The sequence below is a fragment of the Pantoea sp. UBA5035 genome, assembly GCF_002415245.1.
In the GTDB taxonomy this organism is placed as follows: Bacteria; Pseudomonadota; Gammaproteobacteria; order Enterobacterales; family Enterobacteriaceae; genus Pantoea; species Pantoea septica.
The window spans coordinates 88852-111569 of the sequence record NZ_DICD01000008.1 but is presented as its reverse complement, the minus strand read 5'-3'; the positions used below and the strand labels follow the sequence as shown (position 1 = coordinate 111569).

Below are 22718 nucleotides of genomic sequence, written 5' to 3'. Positions count from 1 at the left end.
GTTACTCCTTATGACCTTGCAGGCTTTCGCAGAAGGCGTCGACGCTGGAGACCCAGCCGAAAAAGGTTTCGATATTGAAAATCGCCGCCTGCTGGGCGAAGAGCGGGCCCGCCTGGTAGGTGGCGTCTTCCAGCACCACGCCGAAATATTCGAGGAAAAAGCCGTCGCGCAGCGTCGATTCCACGCAGACGTTGGTGGCGATGCCGGTAAAGATCAGATGACGAATGCCACGGCTGCGCAGCATGCTGTCGAGCGGGGTGTTGAAAAAGCCGCTGTAGCGCGGTTTCGGCAGCACGATATCCTCTGGCTGCGGCTGCAGCGCGTCCACCAGCTGATAATCCCAGCCGCCTTTCGCGAGCAGCGAGCCCTGCAGCTCAGGGCGCTTGCGCATGGTTTTCAGGGCGTTGGATTTATGAAAATTCGGCGAACCGGCGTCGCCCGCCTCAACATACTGGTTATCCCAGCCGTTCTGGAACCAGACGATCTGCACGCCAGCCGCGCGCGCGGCGGCGACCGCCTGCGCAATCTTCTCTATCACCGGCGTCGTGGCGGAGACGTCGAAGCCGGCCAGGTCGAGATAGCCGCCGGGCGTAGCGTAGGCATTTTGCATATCGACCACGATCAGCGCGCTTTGCGTGGGCGGGAAGGCGATCGCTTCCGGGCGCGCAGGCAGCTCAACCTGCGGCAGCGCGGAAGCATGGGCGCAGTAAACGGTACTCATCAGGCCACCTCTCTGTTGTCATTGATCTCGCTGCGACACTGCATCAGCGGCTGGATATGCTGGCCAAAATCTTCAATGCCCTGAAGGAAGTCGTCAAAGGTGAGCAGCACGCCCTCGGCGCCTTCAACCTGCGCCACTTCATCCAGCATGCGCGCGACGTTAGCGTAAGAGCCGACCAGCGTGCCCATATTGATATTGACCGCGGAAGTGGGGTCGGCCATCTGGCGCACGTTGGTGTCGCTGCCGGAACGCTTGTCCTGCTGGCTCTGCGTGGTCAGCCAGGCGAGCGCCTCCTGGTCGGCGCCTGCTTTGTAGTGCTCCCATTTGGCGCGCGCCGCCTCGTCGCTGTCGGCGGCGATAATCATAAACAGCACGTAGGAGCCAACGTCGCGACCCGCCTTATCTGCCGCCTGCTTCATGCGCGCGGCGGTCGGGGCGAAGGCGGCCGGCGTATTGACCCCTTTGCCGAAGCAGAAGTTGTAGTCGGCATGCTGCGCGGAAAAGGCCATGCCCGCGTCGCTCTGACCGGCGCAGATCACCTTCATCGGCTTCTGCGGCTGCGGGCTGACGCGGCAGTCGTTCATGGTGAAAAACTCACCTTTGAAATCGGACTGGCCGCTGCCCCAGAGGTCGCGCAGCACGGTAACGTACTCCGTCAGGTAGTCGTAGCGGCGGCTAAAGTAGTCATCGCCCGGCCAGATGCCCATCTGCTCATACTCCGGCTTCTGCCAGCCGGTCACCAGGTTGACGCCGAAGCGGCCGCCGGAGATGGAGTCAATGGTCGACGCCATGCGCGCTACGATGGCGGGCGGCAGCGTTAGCGTGGCGGCGGTGGCGTAGATCTCGATACGCGAGGTCACCGCGGCCAGGCCCGCCATCAGGGTGAAAGATTCAAGGTTGTGATCCCAGAATTCCGTTTTGCCGCCGAAGCCGCGCAGCTTGATCATCGAGAGCGCAAAGTCGAAGTGGTAGCGCTCCGCCTTTTGTACGATCGCCTTGTTCAGTTCGAACGTCGGTTTGTACTGCGGAGCGTGGGTAGAAATCAGCCAGCCGTTGTTACCAATCGGAATAAAAACGCCAATCTTCATGTCAAACCCTCTTTGCCAGGTGAAAAATGATGGGGTGCGCTGCGCGGCATCCTGCTTCATCCCTGATGGCGGCGCTTGCTGACAAATTTGCAAAGGTTGTGCCACAAAATAAAAGAACATATTTAACAGAAGGTTAAACATAACAGGAGGAAGAAAAGTGGAATGGCTGGTCCGTTATGGACCATCTGGTCAAAAATCTCTGCACGTTTTGCAGGCAAGCTGAACAAAAAAGGTGCAGCGGCCGGGTTGGGCAGGGGAGAGCGGCTTTGCTATGATGCCAGTACGCTTAAGGAATGAGGTAACGCTGTGAAAACCGATGAAAAAAAACCGACGCGACGTTCGCGCGCGACTGCGGCGAAACGCGCCGCCATTCTGGAGGCCGCGCTGGCGCTTTTCTCTCAGTTTGGTATTCACGGCACGCGTCTCGATCAGGTCGCCGAGCGCGCCGACGTCTCGAAAACCAATCTGCTCTACTATTACCCTTCGAAAGAAACGCTCTATATCGCGGTGCTGAAAGAGATCCTCGACGTCTGGCTGGCGCCGCTGCGCGCGCTGCAGCACGATATGGATCCGCTCAGCGCCATCCGCCGCTATATCCGTCTTAAGCTTGAGGTGTCGCGCGATCATCCGCAGGCGTCGCGGCTCTTCTGTCTGGAGATGCTGCAGGGCGCGCCGCTGCTAAAAGGGGAGCTGGCGGGCGATCTCAAACAGCTGGTGGACGATAAGGCGGCAATCGTTGAGCGCTGGATCAATGAAGGGCGGCTGGCGGGCGTCCAGCCGCAGCACCTCTTTTTTATGCTGTGGGCGGCGACGCAGCACTATGCGGATTTCGCCAGCCAGGTCGAGGCGATTACCGGGCAGACCCTGAGCGATCCCCAGTTTTTTGATGAAACGGTCGAAAACGTGCAGCGCATGATCATCGAAGGGATCCGCGTGCGCTAATTTTTTGGCGGCTGGCGCCGCCGCTCTGCCACGGAGTTATCGATGGATTCTGTTTCGCAACTGCTGCTGGGCGCGTCGGTCAGCGTCGCGGCGATGGGCCGCCGGACGCCGCTCTGGCAGGCGGCGGCGGTGGGCGCCGTCTGCGGCACGCTGCCCGATCTCGATGTGTTTATCGATCACGGCGACGCCATCCGCAATATGACGCTGCACCGCACCGAGAGCCATGCGCTGCTGTGGCTGACGCTGGCTTCGCCGCTGCTCGCCTGGCTTATCGCGGGCCTGTTCCGGCGCGGAGTCAGCTGGCAGCAGTGGTGGCTGGCGATCTGGCTGGCGCTGATTACCCATCCGCTGCTGGATCTGATGACGGTGTACGGCACGCAGCTTGGCCTGCCGCTCACCGATCACCCCTTCGCCGTCGGCAGCATCTATATCGTCGATCCGCTCTATACGCTGCCGCTGCTAATCTGCCTCGCGGTAGCGCTGCGGCGCGGCGGCGCCAGCGGTCTGCGCTGGAATCGGGTCGGATTAACCCTGAGCACGCTCTATCTCGCCTGGAGCGTGGCGATTCAGGGCGTGGCAGGCTGGCAGATCGGGCAATCGCTGGCGCAGCAGAAGGTGTCCGACGAGAAGGTGCTGGTGACGCCAACCGCGTTTAATACGCTGGTGTGGCGCGCGGTGATTATCGACGGCGATCGCTATGGCGAAGCCTGGTGGTCGCTGCTGTCGCCGACGCGGCCGCTGCAGATCCGCTGGCAGCCGCGACACACGGCGCTGTTCGCGCCGCTGCAGGGCAGCTGGTATGCGGAGCGCGTCGCCTGGTTCAGCCACGGCTTCTATGCGCTGCGCGAGCAGGATGGGCAGACGCTTATTGCCGATTTACGCATGGGGGAAGAGGGAAGGTATACCTTTACCTTCGGGCTGGGCACGCCGCAGTCGCCCGCCGCGCATCCTGAGCGGCTGCCTTCCGCGCGTCCTTCCCTGGGGCAGAGTTTTAAAAAAATTGGGGAGCGATTGTAAAAGCGGCAATGACGCACCTCCTCCCTGAGGTGCGGTTCAGCGCGTTGCTCTCCCGGTTGATGCCTCCCGCACGTTAACGGCTGAGCCCTGTTGAGCGCGGTTTAAGGCCCGGGATCAACGCGATTAACGGGCGGCGCGACGGCGCAGCAGCCAGCCCATGGTCAGCATGACAAACCACAGCGGGGTGACCATCAGCGCCTGACGGGTATCCTCCTGCAGCGTCAGCAGTACCAGCACGAAGGCGAAGAACGCCATCACCACCCAGCACATGAACTTGCCCAGCGGCATCTTAAAGCCCGACGCCGCGTGGCGCTCCGGATACTTCTTGCGGTAGGCCAGATAGCTGCACAGGATAATGGTCCAGACGAACATAAACAGGATCGCCGACACCGTGGTCACCATAGTGAACACCGTCATCACGTCCGGGATCAGATAAATCAGCGCGACGCCGACAAGCAGGCAGAGGCAGGAGAAAAAGAGTCCGGCAGTCGGCACCGCACGCGCGGAGAGTCGACCAAAGGCGCGGTGCGCCACGCCCTGCTGCGACAGGCCGTAGAGCATACGGCTGGTGGAAAAGATGCCGCTGTTGGCGGAAGAGGCCGCCGAGGTCAGCACCACAAAGTTCACGATGCTGGCCGCCGCCGGCAGACCGATTAGCACGAACATCTCAACAAAGGGGCTGCGATCCGCCAGCACCTGCGTCCAGGGGGTTACCGCCATGATCACCATCAGCGCCAGCACGTAGAACATAATCACGCGCAGCGGAATGGCGTTAATGGCGCGCGGCAGCACCTTGTGGGGATCGTGCGTTTCCGCCGCCGCCGTACCGACCAGCTCAATGCCGACAAAGGCGAACACCGCAATCTGGAAACCGGCGAAAAAGCCGCTCAGCCCTTTCGGGAACAGGCCGCCGTGATCCCAGATATTGCTCAGCGACGCGGTGCCGCCGCCTGGCGACGGATAGTGCAGGGTCACCAGCACGATGCCGGTGATAATCAGCGCCACGATGGCGACGATTTTGATGATGGCGAACCAGAACTCCATCTCGCCAAACATTTTCACCGTGGCGATATTCAGCGCAAGGAAGACGAAGACGCACAGCAGGGCGCTCATCCACACGGAAAAGCCGGGGAACCAGAGCTGAAAATAGGCCGATATCGCCACCACGTCGGCAATGCCGGTCACCACCCAGCAGAACCAGTAGGTCCAGCCGGTAAAGTAGCCCGCCCAGGGGCCGAGCAGATCGGCGGCGAAGTCGCTGAAGGATTTGTATTCCAGATTGGAGAGCAGTAGCTCGCCCATTGCGCGCATCACAAAAAAGAGCATAAAGCCGATGATCATATAGACGAAAATGATCGACGGGCCCGCCAGGCTGATGGTTTTGCCGGAACCCATAAACAGTCCGGTGCCGATGGCGCCGCCGATGGCGATAAGCTGAATATGACGGTTATGCAGATTACGCCGCAGCTTGTCAGGATTCTCCTGCTCAGCAACGGCTTCTTTTATTTGATCAACCATAAAATTGTTATTCCTGTCTGGATGTTGTGTCAGCTCTGCTGGCTGTTTGCGATCGCTTGCCTGGAGGCAAGTGGGCATAAGATAGAGGAATAAGGCAAAAGCTCGCTAATTTTTTTGTCCAAATGCGATCTTTACGTCTTATTAACATGTCAGAAAATCTTTACGCAGCACAAACTTGCGGCACAACGCGGCTGTTTTAAGCGAAAAGCGCCATTCCCGGCGCGAAACCGGCGCGTAGCTTCTACACTTTTGTTCTCTAAATCAAGCTGCTGCAAGAGTGATAATGCGCACGATTATTCTGCTGCTGGTGCTAATAGCCGTTGGGTGGTGGAGCCTGCCGTGGCTAAAACAGCATCTGCCGCTCCAGTTCAACCCCTTTACGCCGCTGGCGGTCACCGATCCGCCCGGCTGGATGACGCGCTACAAACTCAAGCGGCTGGCTGGCGATCCCGCTGCCTGCCTCGACGTGATGCGCCGCGCGCAGCAGGCGGGCCTGGTGACGTTTAGCGCGCGTCCCGCCGTCACGGGCGCCTGTCCACTGCCTGACCCGCTGCGCATCCAGCGTTTCGGCAGTGTCAGCCTGAGCAGCAGCTTTCTCGCCAGCTGCCCAATGGCCGTCGCCAGCACTATGTTTGTTCTGCGCAGCCAGCAGCGTCTGGCACAGGCGCAGCCCGGCGCGTCGCTGGCGCGCATCAACCATGTCGGCAGCTACGCCTGCCGTAATATCTATCACCGTACAGAAGGGCGCTTAAGCGAGCATGCCACCGCGGACGCCTGGGACGTCACCGGCTTTCAGCTGGCCGATGGTCAACGCATAGAGGTAGGGAAAAACTGGACGCAGCCGGAGAGCAAGTCGGCTCTGCTGCATCAGCTCTGGCAGGAGGGGTGTAATAACTTCGGCAATGCGCTTGGACCGGATTATAACGCCGCGCATGCCGGCCATTTTCATTTCGGCATGCGCGGAACCGGATATTGTCGATGAATTAAACCGCCGGGTTCAGCCCGCGTTTAATCAGGAAATGATTGGCGGGCCAGGAAAATATAAATCCGGTCATCGTCGCGAGCTGCAGCATAAACCAGAAAGCCGCCATCAGCGGATTGATTTGCTGATGAAGCACAAACTTTAGGGCCAGGCTCATAAAGAGGAAAATACCCGCCTGATAAACCAGCAGCGGGAAAGTTTCGGTGCGAAAGGCGACCAGCAAGGCGCGCCAGACAGAAAATGCTTCGCGCTGCCTGATCGCCATGAATTGTAAAAACAGACCGCTAATCAGAGAAATAGCCAGGCAGATAATTGCCTGCATCCAGAGCGGCGTAGCAAAATGATAGTGGTTTAGCAGAGTGATAATCGGAATCGTAATCAGTTCGCTAAAAATGCAGGCTGCCGCCGAGAGAGAAGTGGTAATAAATATGGTTTGCCAGCCGGCGTAATGATGAATTTTTTGCGGAACCAATAGCGCAAGTTTAAGCTGACGCGACGGTTTTCGACCAAGATACCACCAGGCCAGCCAGCCAAAGAACGGCATGTAGAGTCCGGTCAGTGGCCAGATAATGTTCATTATCCCGACAGGATGTGGATGGCGAAAAATATCCTTAAGGATCATCAGAGCGGTACAGGCTCCTAATACCAGGAAGGGTAATGCCAGCTGATTCAACATAGTGTTTCCCACCTGCAAAGGTAAAAGCGCATCCGTAAAAACGGCCGAAGGCTGCCAGAGGCCTGCATGCCGCGCGTAATGGGGAGGTAAGGGGTCCATGGTTAAGCGTAGCCCAATCGCAACACAAGGAAATGATCTATGCTTAAGCGAGACGGCAAAAAAAAGCACGCATTTCCACTACTGTCGGCAGTTTCGCTTTAGAATACCTTAACTCTATGTTTACAAATAAATTACGCATCTAAACTAATTTAACTTAATAGCTATGCTGAATGATGGCCAATGTATGAGGGATTTATTGTTGTGTTGCAGATTGAATCTGTTTAAGAAAAATCTTATTCTGTTTTTTCAGCGGCTATACTGCTGAGAATGGGATTCTCTTTCGAGAAGCACAGGAAACATGCTTTAAGTAAAACACGCACAATCGGACGTACGTGGTTTTTACTGGCCTGCCTGTTTTTTTCTCAATAAAACTTTTTTCTCTTATAAATTTATTTTTTTTAAAAATGTACAACCTCAATAACCAGACGCGTCAGCGTGAGGATAACGCCGAGGCAATATGACTAACGAAAATTATTTCGTCTGGCGCCGAGAGACGGAAAAAGAATTTCAGGCTCTCACTTCAACTGAAGAATTGAAGATGCTCATTCAGACACAGGCAGTGTCATTAGGGTTCGACAGCTATTCCTTTTTGATTCAGCATCCTGTGCCTTTTACCCGTCCGCGCCTTTTTTTGCATCACACTTATCCAAAAGCCTGGATGAAACGCTATGAGGAAAAAAACTATTACGCCGTCGATCCGGTGTTATTGCTTTGCCAGCAGCCGGGACGAGGGCTGGAGTGGACGGACGACATCTTCGCTGGGGCCGGCGATTTGTGGAAAGAGGCGCAGGAGTATGGGCTAAACAGCGGATTTTCCTGCTCTGCAATGGCGTCAAATCGCGCCATTGGTATATTATCTATAGCATCTCGCCTGGCAAGCAAGACGCAGCATTTGCATACCGAGCTGGAAGTGAAACTGCACTTTCTGGCGGAGCTGAGCTTGCGTGCGCTTCAGCGTTTTTCCGATGATGCGCTAATGGTGCTAAAAAATGATTTCAGTCAGCGCGAGCTGGAGATTTTGAAATGGACAGCTGAAGGCAAAACCTCGGCTGAAATTTCGCTTATTTTAGCTATTTCGCAGCATACGGTAAATTTTCACCAAAAGAATATGCAAAAGCGATTTAATGTTTCCAATAAAACCCAAATTGCCTGTTATGCGGCGGCAATTGGTCTGATATAGAAAAAGGCAACTACTAAATTTAGTAGTTACGTTGCCGGAAGCAGTTGTCTACCCTGCGCCGGGACTTTGCCAGGCGGGCGTAGCGTAAATCAGTGCAAACATGAGGATGTCAGGGGCGCATGATGAAGATAATTCAAACCCAGTTAAAGGATATGCCGTCCTCTCTGCTGGCCGAGTTAGGCAGCTACCGTTATAGCGTATTTGCGCGTGGAGAAGGTTGGTCGATTCCGCCGCGTCTCAGCACGCCGGGTCAGGAGTATGACCGTTTTGATCGTTCAGATGTCACCTGGCTGCTGGCATGGAGCGCGCGCGACGGCATTAGCGGCTGCGCGCGGCTGATGCCGTGGCATGAGCCCGCCCAGAGCGAAGGGCTGGTGGTACCGTTCAGTCATGAAAAAGTGTGGGAGATGTCGCGCTTCTCGGCGAAGCTGGAAGTGGACGCGGAACTGCCGTTCAACCTGTTATGGCACGCAGTACAGCTCGCCGAACTCAACGGCATGGAGTATTTAATTAGCTCGGCGACGCCGATGCTGGAGAAGATGTTTGAGGATCACCAGGTTGCCTATGAGCCGCTCACGCCGGGCTTGATTCAGTCGGAAGACAACCTGTTCGCCATTCGTATTCCAGTGGCGCAGCCGGCGCTGGCGGAAAAGTATCGCGGCACGCGGCGCTTCAGCCCGGAAGAGGTATTGCCGTCGCTGGGCGTCTCCGTCAACTGGCAGTCGCACACCTGACAGCGCGCCCCCGCGTCAGGCGGGGGCGGACGCATCACTGACGATACGCGGTTTTAATCTGCTTAATGGTATTGCTAAACACTTCCGCCTGCGGCTTGTCGCCCAGAGTCTGCACGTAGCGTTCCATATTAATAATCACTTTGCCGGCATCCGCCTGGCCCATTCCTTTCAGAATCAGCGTCACCATCATTTTCAGACAGGCGACTTCGTCGGCCAGCTTCAGCGTGTCGTGCGAGGTAACAAATTCTTCATCGCTCATCGTGTTCTCCTTGGGGGTTAATCGATCGTGCCGGCATGTTCCGCGCAGCCGTGCATCAGTATATCACAGCGCGCCATTTACCTGCGCAAGCGCAGCGTCAGCGCGACCGATTCATCAACAGGATATTATTTAAAGCAGCAGGTGAATAATTTTCACAGCTTGCCTGGGCTGCATTTAAACGGCGAGCGACATTTTGCCTGATGCATAATTCAACCTTATGAAATTTAATGAAAAATAAAAAGATAAAATGATCATATTTTATGCGCCCGACATATTAATTTGGCTGACTGGAAAGCCTTGATGTAAATCATTGAATACGGCCAAACATTCGGGCGATTGATGTTCATTATGACGAAAAGCAGGTATCATGCGCGGATTCATTACCCGAATTATTCCTCATTTTAGCTTGCGGAGTGCTCCCCGTTGATCAGTGTTCTTCTTGTAGATGACCATGAACTGGTACGCGCCGGTATTCGCCGCATACTGGAAGATATGAAAGGTCTTGTGGTCGCGGGAGAGGCCTGTTGCGGCGAGGACGCGGTGAAATGGTGCCGATCTCATCAGGTCGACGTGATCCTGATGGATATGAATATGCCCGGCATTGGCGGACTGGAAGCGACGCGCAAAATCGTGCGCTTCAATCCCGATATCAAAATTATCATGCTGACCATCCACACCGAAAACCCGCTGCCCGCTAAGGTGATGCAGGCAGGCGCGGCGGGTTATCTCAGCAAAGGCGCTGCGCCGCAGGAAGTGGTTAACGCTATCCGCTCCGTACACGCCGGCCAGCGCTACATCGCATCAGATATCGCCCAGCAGATGGCGCTGAGCCAGATCGAGCCGCAAAAAGCGGAATCGCCCTTCAGCTGTTTGTCGGAAAGGGAATTGCAGATTATGCTGATGATCACCAAAGGGCAAAAGGTGACGGAAATTTCCGAGCAGCTCAATCTCAGTCCTAAAACCGTTAACAGCTACCGTTATCGCATGTTCAGCAAGCTGAACATCAGCGGCGACGTAGAGTTAACGCATCTGGCCATTCGACATGGCCTGTTCAATGCGGAGCCGTTAATCAGTAGTGAGTGAAGTTTTCAACGCCAAAGCCTTTCTCAGCACGGTGACCAGCCAGCCGGGCGTGTACCGCATGTACGACGCCTCGGACACCGTGATCTATGTAGGAAAAGCCAAAGATCTTAAGAAGCGCCTCAGCAGCTACTTTCGCAGCCACGTCGGCAGTCGAAAGACCGAGGTGCTGGTCAGCAACATCCATCATATAGACGTCACCGTGACGCACACTGAAACGGAAGCGCTGCTGCTCGAGCACAACTACATCAAGCTTTATCAGCCGCGCTACAACGTGCTGATGCGCGATGATAAATCCTATCCGTTTATCTTTCTCAGCAGCGATACGCATCCGCGCCTGGCCTACCATCGCGGCGCGAAACATGCCAAAGGCGAATATTTCGGTCCGTTCCCGAACGGTTATGCGGTGCGTGAAACCCTGGCGCTGATGCAAAAAGTCTTTCCGATTCGCCAGTGTGAAAACAGCGTCTACCGCAATCGCTCCCGACCCTGCCTGCAGTATCAGATTGGACGCTGCCTCGGTCCGTGCGTCGCCGGTCTGGTGAGCGAAGAGGAGTATGCGCAGCAGACTGAGTACGTGCGGCTGTTTCTCGCCGGTAAAGATGACCAGGTGCTGAACATGCTGGTGAAGCGCATGGAAGAGGCGAGTATCGGGCTGCGCTTCGAAGAGGCGGCGCGTCTGCGCGACCAGATCCAGGCGGTGCGCCGCATCACGGAAAAGCAGTTCGTCTCCAATCAGGGCGACGATCTGGACGTGGTGGGCGTCGCCTACGACGCCGGCATGGCCTGCCTGCACGTGCTTTTTATTCGTCAGGGCAAAGTGCTGGGCAGCCGCAGCTACTTCCCGAAAGTCCCGGCCGATACCGAGCTGGCGGAGGTGGTGCAGACCTTCGTCGGCCAGTTTTACCTGCAGGGCAGCGAAGCGCGCACCCTGCCGGGCGATATCCTGCTGGACTTCGATCTGCCGGAGCGCGAACTGCTAGCCGCGTCGCTGAGCGAGCTGGCGGGGCGACGCGTGACCATTCAGAGCAAACCGCGCGGCGACCGCGCGCGTTATCTTAAGCTGGCGCGCACCAACGCGGCGACGGCGCTCACCACGCGGCTATCGCAGCACTCTACTATCCAGCAGCGGCTGGCGGCGCTGGCGCAGTTTCTCGAGCTGGACAAAATCAACCGCATGGAGTGCTTCGACATCAGCCATACCATGGGCGAGCAGACCATCGCATCCTGCGTGGTGTTCGATCCCAACGGGCCGCTGCGCAGCGACTACCGCCGCTACAATATTGAAGACATTACGCCTGGCGATGATTATGCGGCGATGAATCAGGTGCTGCGCCGCCGCTACGGCAAAGCGCTGGAAGAGGACAAAATACCCGACGTCATCCTGATCGACGGCGGCAAGGGACAGCTGTCGCAGGCGAAGCAGGTATTTGCCGAACTGGACGTGGAATGGGATAAGTCGCGACCGATTTTACTGGGCGTAGCGAAAGGCAGCGATCGTAAAGCGGGCCTCGAAACGCTCTTCTTTGAAGCGGAAGGCGAGGGCGTTTCGCTGCCGCCGGACTCTCCGGCGCTGCACGTTATCCAGCATATTCGTGACGACGCTCACAATCATGCAATTTCGGGCCATCGAAAAAAACGGGCGAAAGTAAAGAACACCAGCGCGCTGGAGAGCATCGAAGGGATTGGCCCAAAACGTCGCCAGCAGCTGCTTAAGTACATGGGCGGCCTGCAACCCTTGATGAACGCTACGGTTGAAGAGATCGCCAATGTGCCCGGCATTTCGTTCGCGCTGGCGGAAAAAATATACCATTCGCTAAAACACTAGCATTGAAACAGGTGAGGCAATGTAGGAACATAGGGGAAATTCTACCCATTCCAGACAGTTACCGGCATATGCAATTTAACATTCCGACGTGTCTCACCCTGTTTCGAGTCGTCCTGATTCCTTTCTTCGTGCTGGCTTTCTATCTGCCGTTCTACTGGGCGCCGTTCGCCACCGCGCTGATCTTCGTGGTCGCTGCGGTAACCGACTGGTTCGACGGATTTCTCGCCCGTCGCTGGAAGCAGACCACGCGCTTCGGCGCCTTCCTCGATCCGGTGGCCGATAAGGTGATGGTGGCGATTGCGCTGGTCCTGGTGGCGGAATACTTTCACTCGTGGTGGATTACTCTGCCGGCCGCGACCATGATCGCGCGCGAAATTATTATTTCCGCGCTGCGCGAGTGGATGGCGGAGATCGGCAAGCGCAGCAGCGTCGCCGTCTCCTGGATCGGCAAGGTGAAAACCACGGCGCAGATGCTCTCACTGGTGGCGCTGCTGTGGCGTCCCGACACCACGGTTATTGCCGTGGGCGTGGTGGCGCTTTATATCGCCGCCGTGCTGACATTCTGGTCTATGTTTCAGTATTTAAGCGCTGCGCGCGGCGATCTGCTCGATAGCTGATCGAAGCGACTTAAAAAGCAGCAAACGGACGCACTGTGAAGATAATTCTGTTGACTCAGTGCGTCAGGTCAGTAGAATGCATCGCATCGAACGGCGGCAAGGCTGCCAGAAGATAAGCAAAATCAGCAAGTTCCATTAGATTGCTGAACAATGCGGGAATAGCTCAGTTGGTAGAGCACGACCTTGCCAAGGTCGGGGTCGCGAGTTCGAGTCTCGTTTCCCGCTCCAGATTTGCAGGTCAGGATCCCCTGACGGCACAGCGGATAAAGGCGCGTTGGCAGAGTGGCCATGCAGCGGATTGCAAATCCGTCCACCTCGGTTCGACTCCGGGACGCGCCTCCACTTTACACCCTGCCCGGGTGGTGAAATCGGTAGACACAAGGGATTTAAAATCCCTCGGCTTATGGTCGTGCGGGTTCAAGTCCCGCCCCGGGCACCATCTCTATCGATTTAAAAAAACCAAATTAAAACAAAGCAGTAGTAAGCAATGTCGTGACCGCCTTCAGGGCGGTTTTTTTGTGCCTGAATTTTCCCGCCAGCTAATCAATATAAGCGTTCCTGTAAATCGCGTTACTTTACTTCCTCACCAACAGGGGAGGTTATGATGGAAACGAAGTACGCTAAAGATGCTATTCATGTGTGTCGTTTGATGTTTGGGCAGGCCGTGCTTGAGCTGCTGGCCGATCGTCAACCGGTGACTAACCGCGCGCTTAAAGAAAAGATTAAGGTGATGCTGCCTGATGCAAAACCCGAACTTGTCTACGAAACCGCGATGGCGTTACTTGATCACTCTCTGCATTGAGTGCGCACGCCTTTAACTCCGACCTGACACCTTTACAGCGGGCGGTACCCTTTCAGACAGAAAGGAAAGTTAAAATAGAAAACCCGGCGTTAACCGGGTTTTTTTCATTATGACTGCGGCTGTCCAACTGGACCTGAGCCCAGCGTGCCGCCCGGCGACGACTGGCCGCTTGGCGCATGAGGTCGGCCATCCGATTTAATCGCGTCGCTGCGGTGCATACAGCCCGCCAGCGCCAGTACCGCCAGCGTAATGCAGATCCCTTTTTTCACGTTGCTCATCGTTGCCACCTCATTCTCCGGTATTGAAAAAGAAAGCATAAAAATGCAATGAAATTAAAGCGTAGCAGGCCAGCGCCAGCGCACCAGCTTTAAACGAATAAATGATCGCATGGCGGTAAAATTTGACCCGTCTCTCATCCGATACAGCCAGAAGTGCAAATCGCCGTGCGATGCGATACTTTTTCGCCTCGACAACGCGGCACGGGCTGCGCTGACTAAAAAGGAAACGAGATGCAGGGCGTCGTGAAATTTATTAAAGGCTGTCTACTGTTTGCCCTGCTGTGGGGCCTGTTTATGTGGTTCTCCTTCTGGCAAAAGGAGGGAATGGAAACAGGGATGGCGATCTTACAAAGTCTCTATGCGGGCGTTCTCTATCAGGCGATGACCACGCTCATCGCGCGCTTCAAGGCGCGCCGACAGGCCAAACCGCTTTAATGGCGATGCGGCTTCCGCCGCATCGCATCATCAGCCGTAAATCACTCGAATTTGCCGGTCAGGCGGCGATGAAAATCGCTGCTGCGGGTATCCAGACCGACAATTGTCACCTGCGCACCGTGGCGCTGATAGCGGTATTCAATGCCGTCGAGCGCGGCCACCGACGAGGCGTCCCAGATTTGCGCATCGGTCAGATCGATCGTCACCTGTTTCGGGTCATGACCGTAATCGAAGTGTTCAAACAGATCGTTGCTGCTGGCGAAAAAGAGCGGGCCGCGCACCCGATAGCGCACCGACTGACCGTCGGCGCTGACTTCGCGCTCGGCGTGGATCACGTGGGCGATACGGCGCGCGAACAGCATCATGGCGGCGATCACGCCCGCCAGCACCCCCAGCGCCAGGTTGCCGGTCCAGACCGTGACGCCAATCGTCAGCGCCATCACCAGCGTCTCCGACCAGGGCATGCGCCTGAGCGTGGCGGGCTGCAGGCTGTGCCAGTTCACCGTCTTCACCGCGACCACCATCATAATGCCCGCCAGCACCACCATCGGAATTTGCGCCATGACGGCGCTCAGCCCGGTGACCAGCAGCAGCAGCACCAGCCCGGCGACCATGGTTGAGACGCGCGTGCGCGCCTTGCCCAGCTCGACGTTGACGATGGTCTGGCCGATCATCGCGCAGCCGGCGATGCCGCCGTAGAAGGCGGCGAAAATGTTGGCGACACCTAATCCCCAGGACTCGCGACGCTTGCTGGAGAGCGTATCGGTCAGGTCGTCTACCAGCTTGGCGGTGAGCAGCGACTCCATCAGGCCGACAAAGGCGATGCTGAGCGCGGTCGGCCAGACGATTTGTAACGTCTGCAGGCTTAACGGCACCTGAAGCGCATTGAGACCGGGCAAGCCGGCGTTCATCGGGCCTTCGTCGCCCACGTTGGGCACGCGCCAGCCCATTAGCAGCGCGACGGCGGTGACCACCAGGATAGCGACCAGCGGCGAGGGCACGCTTTTCAGCAGGCGCGGCAGCAGCAGCACGATCGCCAGCGTCACGGCAAACAGCAGCCATACCAGCGAGCTTTGCCCCCAGACGTGCGGCACCTGCGCGAAGAAGATCAGGACACCCAGCGCATTGACGAAGCCGAGCATCACCGAGCGCGGGATATAGCGCATCATGCGCGCCAGGCCGGCCACGCCAAACAGGATCTGAATCACGCCGCCCAGCACCACGGCGGGCAATATATAGGCCGCGCCGTGCGCATGCACCATCGGGCCGATCACCAGTGCCACCGATCCGGCGGCGGCGGTCACCATCGCCGGACGCCCGCCCAGTATCGAGAGCGTCAGGCAGAGCACTACCGACGCCACCAGGCTGACCTTGGGGTCGACGCCGGCGATCACGGAAAAGGAGATGACTTCTGGGATCAGGGCCAGCGCGGTGATCACGCCGGCCAGACACTCGCGGGTGAGCAGGGCGGGGGAACGCAGCACGCGGCCCATGCTCAGGTCGTTGTCCAGAGATGGGACAACGTCATTAGGTTGACTCATAAACTTGCAGGCTCTTTTTAATTATTCGCTCTCGCGACAGAAGCGGAGAGCGCAGCAGAAATTAAGCTGGAGAGAGTACTGTCTGAAAGGAAAATTTGCCAGCGATGGCGGAACCAGCAGGATAACTCCATCCCTGGAGTCAGGATTACACCGTTAAATCGTCGGGGGTTTTATGCACCACCAGCTCCAGCAGCTGACGATAGATGTCGAGCGTCGCCGGATCCGACTCCAGCTCCAGCCGGTGGATCAGTTTAGCGATAATCGCTTTATTGGTCACAGGATTGCCCGCCTGGAGAATCTCCGCGATTGCTAAACCCAGCATTTCCATTTCGCTAGCGCCGTTGTTGGCCGCGGCATTGAAGCGATCACCCATCTCTTTATCGGTTTGCGAAACAGCGTTTTGCATGTGTCAGCTCTAAAATAGCTCTGGCGTCCAGATCGAATACCAGATCAATTAACGATGAAAATCCCCTTACATGGACAGATGTAAAGGGTGCCAGATCATCAAAAAAAGGACCTCTGAAGGTGGAAATCCACTGACACCTTCAGAGGCGACGCAAACGCATCATTCGTTACGGAATCGTTATCCGATTCATGGGACGTAAAGTTATACAATGAAGGTGTACAGACACAAGGGCAATATTAGTCAATTTGTGCTATTTGTTAATTATCATATGCATAAATGTATACCGTGCGAGTCAAAGCTGTACAAGTTGTTTGTACAATGGAACACTTGTACAGCTAAAATGGGAAAATTCTGCTGCCTTTCTCGCCTCGGTTTAGCTAAAAAGCTTTAACTTCGACGTCAGCTTTCGCACCTGTTGCTTCTCGCCGACCAGTGCCAGGCCCAGCAGGCGCCACTCGCTGGCCGGGATGTCGCGCATCGCCGCGCTAAAGGCCGCGTAGTCGGTGGTGGTCTGACCCTGCTCAGGAAAGAGCACCAGATCGCACGCCAGCTCGGCGCAGCGGGCGCGCAGCCTGTCCATCTCGGCATGGGTAGCTGCCAGCACCGGAATGCCGACCGGGATAAGGCCGGGATAGCAGCAGGCGTCGGCATCCTGTAACGCCTCGCCGACCAGCGCGGGATGGCGCTGGCCGAGAGTCAGCGCGATGACCGCCGCGGCGTTGGCGGCTTTACCAGGGGCGAGATCGTTTTGCAAAATCATGACGCAACGAGGGTCTTGCATAGCACTTCTCCAGACAGAAAAAGGGCATTGTGGCCCGCTCTTCAGCCGGCGTCTGGAAGATTTGTGCAGGCCTGTTGATAGCGCGCCGGGGTCAGATGGCAGGCGCGCTTAAACCAGCGGCCCAGGTGGCTTTGATCGGCGAAGCCCAGCGCCGCAGCGACGTCGGCGGCAGGGACACCCGCCGCCAGCTGGCGGCGGGCCTGGGATAAGCGCCACTGGACCAGCCAGGCGTGCGGCGGTAAACCCCACTGCGCCTGAAACAGGCGCGAAAGGCGAAAGCGATCCACCTGCAGCGCCTCGGCCATCGCCTGTAAACCTGGATTAAGCGCATGATGAGCGATAAGCCAGTCGCGCGCCTGCTGCGCCAGCCGGCGATCGTTATCCGCCGCGCGCGGTTCGCTGCGCCATAGCGGATGCTGACTCAGCTGCAGGAACAGGCGGTCTAGCGTAGCCTCTTTGATCAATGCCGGATGGTCGTGCCACAGCGCGTCGAAACAGTGCCAGACGGACCAGGCGAGCGCCTGATCGTCGCGCAGCGTGGCGGCGAAGCGGAGTTCGCCGCCGTGGTCAGGGGGGCAGAGCGGCGTCAGCTGCTGCGCGATCTGCTGCGGCGAGAGATAGAGCATACGATAGGTAAAGCCCTGCGCATCCACCGCGTCGCCGTCGTGCAGCTCCTCAGGCTCCAGCATAAATACCGTGCCGGGACGACTGCGGTGCTGTTTACGGCGCGAATGAAACTGCTGCACGCCTTGCTCCGTCACGCCGATCAGATAGCTGTCGTGCCAGTGAGGATCGTAGGCGTGGCCGGTGAAATGCGCGCGGATGGTCTCGATGCCGTGCAAGGCGTCGCGGCGCAGATCTATCCAGTTGCTGTTGCGATCGGGCATAGTAGCTCCAGTTTTACCCCGTCTGGGTAGTAATATGACCTTAAAACCCGACGACATACGCGTCATTATTTAACGCCCTGTGCTATTTTCATTAGCAATTTGCTCGGCGTATAATAACGCACTCATTTAGTTAGAACTCTAATAATCAGGTCGCTACGCTTTGACTCTGCACTATAAAACCTTTACCCATCTCCTCTACCAGACCGCGCACGCGTGGCGGCTGGCCGTCGATCGTCACCTTAAACACAGCGGCTTGAGCATGAGCAGCTGGATGGCGATCGGCCTCATCGCCAGTGAAACGCGGCCGCTGACCCAGACGGAACTGGCGCAGATGCTTGGTCTGGAGGACGCCAGCATGGTGCCGCTTATCGACCGTCTGGTGAAACAGGAGTTGCTGACGCGCGTGCAACCGCCGGAAGATCGCCGCAAGCGCCATCTGGTGCTGACTGAAAAAGGCAATCAGGCTTTCGCCTTAGTGAAAAACGAGGCGGACGCGCTGCGCGCCGATCTGCTCGGCGATATCGATCCGCAGGCGCTGGCGACGACGGAGCAGGTGCTGCAACAGCTGCTGACGCGTATGGGAAATATGTAGCGGTGGCACGACGCAATCCCTATGCGCAGCGCGAATGGTTGCCGCATGAAAAACCCATGCTGCCGGGCTCGCCCTCGACCCCGATTCATTCGCCGCCGAAACGGATTGCCTTTGGCCTGATAGGCCTGCTTATCTCGCTTACCGGCGCGCTCAGCAACGCGCTGGTTACCGCTAACCTGACTAACCTTCAGGGCACGTTCGGTGCCTACTCTAACGAAATCGCCTGGCTGCCCGCCGTCTATGTGATGGGCAATATCTCTATCAATCTGCTGCTGGTAAAGTTTCGCCAGCAGTTTGGCCTGCGCGTGTTTACCGAGGCTTTTCTGGTGCTCTACGTGCTTGTGGCCTTTTTCCATCTCTTCGCCAACGATCTCAGCTCGGCGATCATTGTGCGTACCGCCCACGGCATGGCTGGCGCGGCGCTCAGTTCGCTGGGGATCTACTACCAGGTGCAGGCGTGGCCGGCAAAGCACCGGCTGAAGGCGCTGGTGATCGGCCTGACCGTCTCGCAGTTCGCCATTCCGATGGCGCGGCTTTTTTCATCCGAGCTGCTGCAGCTGGAAGAGTGGCGCGGGCTCTATCTGTTTGAGCTGGGTCTGGCGATGATCGCGCTGGGCTGCGTGCTGGTGGTGAAGCTGCCGCCGGGCGATCGCATTAAAGCTTTTGAAAAGCTCGATTTCGTCACCTTTATGCTGCTGGCGCCGGGCATGGCGCTGCTCTGCGGCGTGCTGTCGCTGGGGCGCATTGAATGGTGGTTCACCACGCCCTGGCTCGGCGTCTGCCTGGCGATCGCGCTGGTGCTGATCGTCGCGGCGATCGTTATTGAGCACAACCGGAAAAATCCGCTGATCAATACGCGCTGGCTCAGCAGCGGCAACATGGTGCGTCTCGGCATCGTGATGATTATGATACGCATCGTGCTGGCGGAGCAGAACACCGGCGCGGTGGGCTTTTTGCAGCAGCTGGGGCTCCTCAACGATCAGATGCGCGGCCTGTCGCTGGCGATTATCGGCGGCATGACGCTCGGCATCGCCATCAGCGCGCTGACCATCCGGCCCGCGCATCTTAACTGGCCGATCGTCACCTCGCTGGCGGTGATGATCGTCGCCTCGCTGATGGATGCGCAGGCCAGCCCGGTCACGCGCGCCAACAATATGTATCTCAGCCAGTTCCTGCTCGGCTTCAGCAGCACCTTTTTTATGGCGCCCGCAATGCTGATCGGCATCGGCAGCGTGGTGACGCAGCCGAAAAATCTGGTGAGCTTCGTGGTGCTGTTCGGCATGAGCCAGAACCTGGGCGGCCTGATTGGCTCCGCAATCCTCGGCACCTTTCAGGTCTGGCGCGAGAAGTACCACTCCAGCCTGATCGGGGATCAGCTCTCGCTGCTCGATCCCAACGTTACGGAGCGTCTTAGCCAGTACGGCGCGCTATTCAACAGCCAGCTGGCCGATCCTGCGCTGCTGAGCGCGCAAAGCACCAGCCAGCTGCAGGTGGTGGCGACGCTGCAGGCGAACGTGCTGGCCTATAACGATACCTATTTACTGACGGCGGCGCTGGCGCTCATTACCCTGATGTGGGCGCTGTGGCGTCTCTCCCGTCAGCGATACCTCAACTGGCGACAGGCGCGTTTTAATCTGATGGAGCAGCGTCTGGCGGCAGCGTCACAAGAATCTATGGAGTCAAGATGAGTCAGCAGGATGAACTTCAGGCGGCAGAGCGCGAGCGCGCCAGTCGCCGGCGCATTCTTTCTATTGCGGCGGGAAGCGGCATCGCCATTCTGGGCGTACTGATCATTTTATACGCCTGGCAGCTCTGGCCCTTCACCAGCGCCATACAGAGTACTGAGAACGCCTACGTGCGTGGCCAGGTGACCTTTATCAGCCCGCAGGTCAATGGCTATCTCACCTCGGTGGAGGTCGTGGATCTTCAGCCGGTGCGAAAAGGGCAGCTGCTGATGACCATCGACGATCGCATCTATCGTCAGCGCGTGCATCAGGCGGAGGCGCAGCTGGCGATGAAGCAGGCGGCACTCAGCAACAACCTGCAGCAGCGCCGCAGCGCGGAAGCCACCATCGCCAGTAATAAGGCCGCGCTGGAGAACGCCAGAGCGCAGGCGCTGAAGGGGGGCTTCGATCTGAAGCGCGTCGAAAATCTGGCCGCCGACGGCTCGCTCTCGGTGCGTGAACGCGATGCGGCGCGCGCCGCCAACGCGCAGGCGCAGGCGGCGGTGCGTCAGGCGGAGGCGCAGGTAGCGGTAGCGCAGCAGAATCTGCAAACTGTAATCGTTAATCGCGCGTCGCTGGAAGGCGACGTCGCCAGCGCCCAGGCGGCGCTGGAGCTGGCGCAGATCGATCTTGCGAATACCCGCATCGTTGCGCCGGACGCCGGGCAGCTCGGTCAGCTTTCGGTGCGCAAAGGCGCCTATGTTACGGCGGGCACGCGGCTGACTTCGGTGGTGCCGGACCATAAGTGGATTATCGCCAATATGAAAGAGACGCAGCTGGCGGATATTCGGCCGGGCCTGCCGGCGACCTTCCGGGTCGATGCGCTCAACGGCAAGCGCTATAACGGCCATGTGGAATTTATTTCGCCGGCGGCGGGATCCGAGTTCAGCGCGATTTCGCCGGATAACGCCACCGGCAACTTCGTCAAAATCGCCCAGCGCATTCCGGTGCGAATCGCTATTGACGCGGAGGATATGCGCGAGCTGCGCCCCGGCATGTCGGTGGAGGTCAGCGTCGATACCGCCGCACAACCGCGCGATAAGGCGGTGAAGTAATGAGGCGGCTGTTATGCGCCGGTCTGGCGGCGCTCACGCTGGCCGGCTGCGCCACCGAGGTAGAGAAAGCGCCCGCGTCGCTGCCAATCCCGCCGCAGTGGCGTAATCAGGTTGGACCCGCCGCCGCGCCGGAAGCGGAGTGGTGGCGCGCCTTCGGCGACGACAACCTCAACCGGCTGGTGACGCAGGCGCTACGCAATAACCTCGATATTCTCACGGCGCGTTCGCGCGTCGAACAGTACCGCGCCGAGCTGCGCGCGGCACAAGGCGACAACTTCCCGACGCTAAGCGCTGGCGTCGGCGCGACGCATCAGCGCGCGCTCTCTGCCGCTACCGGCCAGCCCTACGAGAGCGCCGTCTATCAGGGGCTGCTGCAGGCGAACTACGATGTCGACCTGTGGGGCGCGCGCAGCAGCAGCATCGCGGCCAGCGAAGCGTCGCTGGAGGCGCAGCGCGCGGCGGCGTCGGCGGCGGAGCTGACCGTCGCCAGCTCGGTAGCGTCGGGCTATCTGACCCTGGTGGCGCTGGACGAGCAGCTGCGCGTCACCGAGGCGACGCTTGAGACGCGCGGCAATTCGCTGCAGCTGGCGCAGCGCCAGTTCGAAACCGGCTACAGTTCGCGGCTGGAGTGGATGCAGGCGGCGTCCGAGTTCCAGACGGCGAAGGCGCAGGTGCCGCAGCTCAGGCATCAGATCGCCCAGCAGGAGAACGCCCTGAGCATTCTGGTAGGGATGAACCCGCGCGAGATCGCGCGTCGCCCGCAGTTCAACCAGATTATGCTGCAGCAGATGCCGCAGGTGCTGCCGTCGCAGCTGCTTAACCGGCGCCCCGATATCGTCGAGGCGCAGCGCCTGCTGCTGGCGGCAGACGCCACGCTCGCCTCGTCGCAGGCGAAGCTGCTGCCGTCGCTTAACCTGACCGCGAGCGGCACCCTGCAAAGCAGCGAGCTGCATCAGCTGATCGATAATCCGTTCCGCCTCTGGAGCATCGGCGGCAGCGTGCTGGCGCCGCTGCTGAACCGCGAAGCGCTGACGGCGCAGGTGGACGTGTCGATGGCGGCGCGCAACCAGGCGCTTTACGGCTATGAGAAAGTGGTGCGCAACGCCTTCTCCGAGGTGAACGACGCGATGGACGCCATTCTGCAAGGGCAGGCGCAGCTGGCAGAGCTGCAGAAGCAGGAAGAGTACGTCTCGGAGGCGCTGCGCATCGCCCGCAATCGCTATCAAAACGGTTACGCCTCCTATCTTGACGAGCTGGACGCGCAGCGCACGCTGTTCACGACCCAGCTCAATCTGGTCTCGGTGAAAAACAACCTGCTGCTGGCGCAAATCGCCCTGTACCGCGCGCTGGGCGGCGGCTGGCAGGCGCAGTAGGCCATTTTCGCGCGGCGGCGCAGGCCGCCGCGTTTTCAGCATCCTGCTTTCCATAAAACCCTTTCAGCATAACCCCTCAGACGCTTCATGTTTTTGTCCTTCA

General features: G+C 58.2%; 24 protein-coding genes and 3 tRNA genes. 17 read left to right on the top strand and 10 right to left on the bottom strand.

Features of this window, described 5'->3' with window-relative positions; genetic code table 11:
* Position 1: 1 nt before the first annotated feature.
* Together rutB and rutA are read right to left on the bottom strand one after the other, a co-directional pair.
* On the bottom strand, positions 2 to 721 hold the full coding sequence (gene rutB, locus B3229_RS05400) for a pyrimidine utilization protein B (RefSeq protein ID WP_286869998.1): 720 nt from the start codon (positions 719 to 721) through the stop codon (positions 2 to 4).
* Entirely contained in the window at positions 721 to 1809 is a 1089-nt protein-coding gene (gene rutA, locus B3229_RS05395) for a pyrimidine utilization protein A (protein ID WP_048782220.1), read from the bottom strand. Before rutA ends, rutB begins: the two co-directional genes overlap by 1 nt.
* Before the next feature lie 306 nt (positions 1810 to 2115).
* Here rutA and rutR point away from each other — a divergent pair, with 306 nt between their 5' ends.
* Positions 2116 to 2751: an HTH-type transcriptional regulator RutR gene (rutR, locus tag B3229_RS05390; protein WP_048782218.1), complete on the top strand. Its 636-nt coding sequence runs from the start codon at positions 2116 to 2118 to the stop codon at positions 2749 to 2751.
* A gap of 42 nt (positions 2752 to 2793) precedes the next feature.
* Positions 2794 to 3768 carry a metal-dependent hydrolase gene (locus B3229_RS05385; protein WP_048782216.1) on the top strand — a complete coding sequence of 325 codons (975 nt, stop codon included), beginning with the start codon at positions 2794 to 2796 and terminating at the stop codon, positions 3766 to 3768.
* Between the two features lie 123 nt (positions 3769 to 3891).
* On the opposite strand, the gene cycA is transcribed toward B3229_RS05385, so the two are convergent.
* Positions 3892 to 5286, bottom strand: a complete 1395-nt coding sequence (gene cycA / locus B3229_RS05380) for a D-serine/D-alanine/glycine transporter (RefSeq protein WP_048782214.1) — start codon at positions 5284 to 5286, stop codon at positions 3892 to 3894.
* A 283-nt stretch (positions 5287 to 5569) separates the two neighbouring features.
* On the opposite strand from cycA, the gene B3229_RS05375 reads away from it, so the two are divergent.
* Positions 5570 to 6268, top strand: a complete 699-nt coding sequence (locus B3229_RS05375; RefSeq protein WP_048782212.1) for an extensin family protein — start codon at positions 5570 to 5572, stop codon at positions 6266 to 6268.
* A 1-nt stretch (position 6269) separates the two neighbouring features.
* Here the strand turns inward: B3229_RS05375 and B3229_RS05370 are convergent, their stop codons facing one another.
* On the bottom strand, positions 6270 to 6944 hold the full coding sequence (locus B3229_RS05370; protein ID WP_286869994.1) for a DUF4396 domain-containing protein: 675 nt from the start codon (positions 6942 to 6944) through the stop codon (positions 6270 to 6272).
* Between the two features lie 556 nt (positions 6945 to 7500).
* Here B3229_RS05370 and sdiA point away from each other — a divergent pair.
* Together sdiA and B3229_RS05360 are read left to right on the top strand one after the other, a co-directional pair.
* The gene (sdiA, locus tag B3229_RS05365) at positions 7501 to 8223 is read left to right on the top strand and encodes a transcriptional regulator SdiA (RefSeq protein WP_048782207.1); all 723 of its coding nucleotides are present in this window, start codon (positions 7501 to 7503) and stop codon (positions 8221 to 8223) included.
* Between the two features lie 122 nt (positions 8224 to 8345).
* Complete coding sequence (locus B3229_RS05360) at positions 8346 to 8957, top strand: acyl-homoserine-lactone synthase (RefSeq protein ID WP_033751919.1); 612 nt, start codon at positions 8346 to 8348, stop codon at positions 8955 to 8957.
* A gap of 34 nt (positions 8958 to 8991) precedes the next feature.
* Here the strand turns inward: B3229_RS05360 and B3229_RS05355 are convergent, their stop codons facing one another.
* A complete protein-coding gene (locus B3229_RS05355; protein ID WP_033751095.1) occupies positions 8992 to 9216 on the bottom strand; it encodes a DUF2594 family protein in 225 nt (74 codons plus the stop codon).
* Between the two features lie 423 nt (positions 9217 to 9639).
* Between B3229_RS05355 and uvrY the strand changes: the two genes are divergently transcribed.
* The 7 genes from uvrY (at position 9640) to B3229_RS05320 (ending at position 13543) form a co-directional block, all read left to right on the top strand.
* Entirely contained in the window at positions 9640 to 10299 is a 660-nt protein-coding gene (uvrY, locus tag B3229_RS05350) for a UvrY/SirA/GacA family response regulator transcription factor (RefSeq protein WP_048782205.1), read from the top strand.
* Positions 10292 to 12124, top strand: a complete 1833-nt coding sequence (uvrC, locus tag B3229_RS05345) for an excinuclease ABC subunit UvrC (protein ID WP_286869993.1) — start codon at positions 10292 to 10294, stop codon at positions 12122 to 12124. The genes uvrY and uvrC overlap by 8 nt, the downstream gene beginning before the upstream one ends.
* 68 nt (positions 12125 to 12192) lie before the next feature.
* Entirely contained in the window at positions 12193 to 12741 is a 549-nt protein-coding gene (gene pgsA / locus B3229_RS05340; RefSeq protein ID WP_033751087.1) for a CDP-diacylglycerol--glycerol-3-phosphate 3-phosphatidyltransferase, read from the top strand.
* Positions 12742 to 12893: 152 nt separating this feature from the next.
* Positions 12894 to 12969 (top strand) — tRNA-Gly (locus tag B3229_RS05335).
* Between the two features lie 40 nt (positions 12970 to 13009).
* Positions 13010 to 13083 (top strand) — tRNA-Cys (locus B3229_RS05330).
* An 11-nt stretch (positions 13084 to 13094) separates the two neighbouring features.
* Positions 13095 to 13180: transfer RNA gene (locus B3229_RS05325), tRNA-Leu, on the top strand.
* 162 nt (positions 13181 to 13342) lie between these two features.
* Complete coding sequence (locus B3229_RS05320) at positions 13343 to 13543, top strand: hypothetical protein (protein WP_286869990.1); 201 nt, start codon at positions 13343 to 13345, stop codon at positions 13541 to 13543.
* Between the two features lie 107 nt (positions 13544 to 13650).
* Here B3229_RS05320 and B3229_RS05315 read toward each other — a convergent pair whose 3' ends face one another.
* Entirely contained in the window at positions 13651 to 13821 is a 171-nt protein-coding gene (locus tag B3229_RS05315; RefSeq protein ID WP_048786593.1) for a hypothetical protein, read from the bottom strand.
* A 231-nt stretch (positions 13822 to 14052) separates the two neighbouring features.
* Between B3229_RS05315 and B3229_RS05310 the strand changes: the two genes are divergently transcribed.
* Positions 14053 to 14256: a DUF6404 family protein gene (locus tag B3229_RS05310; RefSeq protein ID WP_048786591.1), complete on the top strand. Its 204-nt coding sequence runs from the start codon at positions 14053 to 14055 to the stop codon at positions 14254 to 14256.
* Positions 14257 to 14297: 41 nt separating this feature from the next.
* Here B3229_RS05310 and B3229_RS05305 read toward each other — a convergent pair whose 3' ends face one another.
* From B3229_RS05305 to B3229_RS05290, 4 genes are all read right to left on the bottom strand, one after another.
* The gene (locus B3229_RS05305) at positions 14298 to 15797 is read right to left on the bottom strand and encodes a SulP family inorganic anion transporter (protein WP_286869986.1); all 1500 of its coding nucleotides are present in this window, start codon (positions 15795 to 15797) and stop codon (positions 14298 to 14300) included.
* A gap of 145 nt (positions 15798 to 15942) precedes the next feature.
* Positions 15943 to 16203, bottom strand: coding sequence for a biofilm/acid-resistance regulator YmgB/AriR (locus B3229_RS05300; RefSeq protein ID WP_048786588.1), 261 nt, complete (start codon positions 16201 to 16203; stop codon positions 15943 to 15945).
* 373 nt (positions 16204 to 16576) lie between these two features.
* Entirely contained in the window at positions 16577 to 16984 is a 408-nt protein-coding gene (locus B3229_RS05295) for a DUF2000 domain-containing protein (RefSeq protein WP_048786586.1), read from the bottom strand.
* Positions 16985 to 17025: 41 nt separating this feature from the next.
* Positions 17026 to 17871 (bottom strand): AraC family transcriptional regulator, encoded by an 846-nt coding sequence (locus B3229_RS05290; RefSeq protein WP_048786584.1) that lies wholly within the window; start codon positions 17869 to 17871, stop codon positions 17026 to 17028.
* 160 nt (positions 17872 to 18031) lie between these two features.
* On the opposite strand from B3229_RS05290, the gene B3229_RS05285 reads away from it, so the two are divergent.
* The 4 genes from B3229_RS05285 to B3229_RS05270 are packed head-to-tail and all read left to right on the top strand — an operon-like array spanning position 18032 to position 22615.
* The gene (locus B3229_RS05285; RefSeq protein WP_048786582.1) at positions 18032 to 18463 is read left to right on the top strand and encodes a MarR family winged helix-turn-helix transcriptional regulator; all 432 of its coding nucleotides are present in this window, start codon (positions 18032 to 18034) and stop codon (positions 18461 to 18463) included.
* A 2-nt stretch (positions 18464 to 18465) separates the two neighbouring features.
* Positions 18466 to 20151: an MFS transporter gene (locus B3229_RS05280; protein ID WP_048786580.1), complete on the top strand. Its 1686-nt coding sequence runs from the start codon at positions 18466 to 18468 to the stop codon at positions 20149 to 20151.
* The gene (locus B3229_RS05275; protein WP_286869981.1) at positions 20148 to 21242 is read left to right on the top strand and encodes an HlyD family secretion protein; all 1095 of its coding nucleotides are present in this window, start codon (positions 20148 to 20150) and stop codon (positions 21240 to 21242) included. Before B3229_RS05280 ends, B3229_RS05275 begins: the two co-directional genes overlap by 4 nt.
* On the top strand, positions 21242 to 22615 hold the full coding sequence (locus B3229_RS05270) for an efflux transporter outer membrane subunit (protein ID WP_286869980.1): 1374 nt from the start codon (positions 21242 to 21244) through the stop codon (positions 22613 to 22615). The genes B3229_RS05275 and B3229_RS05270 overlap by 1 nt, the downstream gene beginning before the upstream one ends.
* The last annotated feature ends 103 nt before the right edge of the window (positions 22616 to 22718 follow it).

Bases quoted from the DNA above. Each gene is read 5' to 3' on its own strand.
- rutB (WP_286869998.1), bottom strand. From the start codon at position 721: ATGAGTACCGTTTACTGCGCCCATGCTTCCGCGCTGCCGCAGGTTGAG.
- rutA (WP_048782220.1), bottom strand. From the start codon at position 1,809: ATGAAGATTGGCGTTTTTATTCCGATTGGTAACAACGGCTGGCTGATT.
- B3229_RS05385 (WP_048782216.1), top strand. From the start codon at position 2,794: ATGGATTCTGTTTCGCAACTGCTGCTGGGCGCGTCGGTCAGCGTCGCG.
- cycA (WP_048782214.1), bottom strand. From the start codon at position 5,286: ATGGTTGATCAAATAAAAGAAGCCGTTGCTGAGCAGGAGAATCCTGAC.
- B3229_RS05375 (WP_048782212.1), top strand. From the start codon at position 5,570: ATGCGCACGATTATTCTGCTGCTGGTGCTAATAGCCGTTGGGTGGTGG.
- B3229_RS05370 (WP_286869994.1), bottom strand. From the start codon at position 6,944: ATGTTGAATCAGCTGGCATTACCCTTCCTGGTATTAGGAGCCTGTACC.
- sdiA (WP_048782207.1), top strand. From the start codon at position 7,501: ATGACTAACGAAAATTATTTCGTCTGGCGCCGAGAGACGGAAAAAGAA.
- B3229_RS05360 (WP_033751919.1), top strand. From the start codon at position 8,346: ATGAAGATAATTCAAACCCAGTTAAAGGATATGCCGTCCTCTCTGCTG.
- B3229_RS05355 (WP_033751095.1), bottom strand. From the start codon at position 9,216: ATGAGCGATGAAGAATTTGTTACCTCGCACGACACGCTGAAGCTGGCC.
- pgsA (WP_033751087.1), top strand. From the start codon at position 12,193: ATGCAATTTAACATTCCGACGTGTCTCACCCTGTTTCGAGTCGTCCTG.
- B3229_RS05320 (WP_286869990.1), top strand. From the start codon at position 13,343: ATGATGGAAACGAAGTACGCTAAAGATGCTATTCATGTGTGTCGTTTG.
- B3229_RS05315 (WP_048786593.1), bottom strand. From the start codon at position 13,821: ATGAGCAACGTGAAAAAAGGGATCTGCATTACGCTGGCGGTACTGGCG.
- B3229_RS05310 (WP_048786591.1), top strand. From the start codon at position 14,053: ATGCAGGGCGTCGTGAAATTTATTAAAGGCTGTCTACTGTTTGCCCTG.
- B3229_RS05305 (WP_286869986.1), bottom strand. From the start codon at position 15,797: ATGAGTCAACCTAATGACGTTGTCCCATCTCTGGACAACGACCTGAGC.
- B3229_RS05300 (WP_048786588.1), bottom strand. From the start codon at position 16,203: ATGCAAAACGCTGTTTCGCAAACCGATAAAGAGATGGGTGATCGCTTC.
- B3229_RS05295 (WP_048786586.1), bottom strand. From the start codon at position 16,984: ATGCAAGACCCTCGTTGCGTCATGATTTTGCAAAACGATCTCGCCCCT.
- B3229_RS05290 (WP_048786584.1), bottom strand. From the start codon at position 17,871: ATGCCCGATCGCAACAGCAACTGGATAGATCTGCGCCGCGACGCCTTG.
- B3229_RS05275 (WP_286869981.1), top strand. From the start codon at position 20,148: ATGAGTCAGCAGGATGAACTTCAGGCGGCAGAGCGCGAGCGCGCCAGT.
- B3229_RS05270 (WP_286869980.1), top strand. From the start codon at position 21,242: ATGAGGCGGCTGTTATGCGCCGGTCTGGCGGCGCTCACGCTGGCCGGC.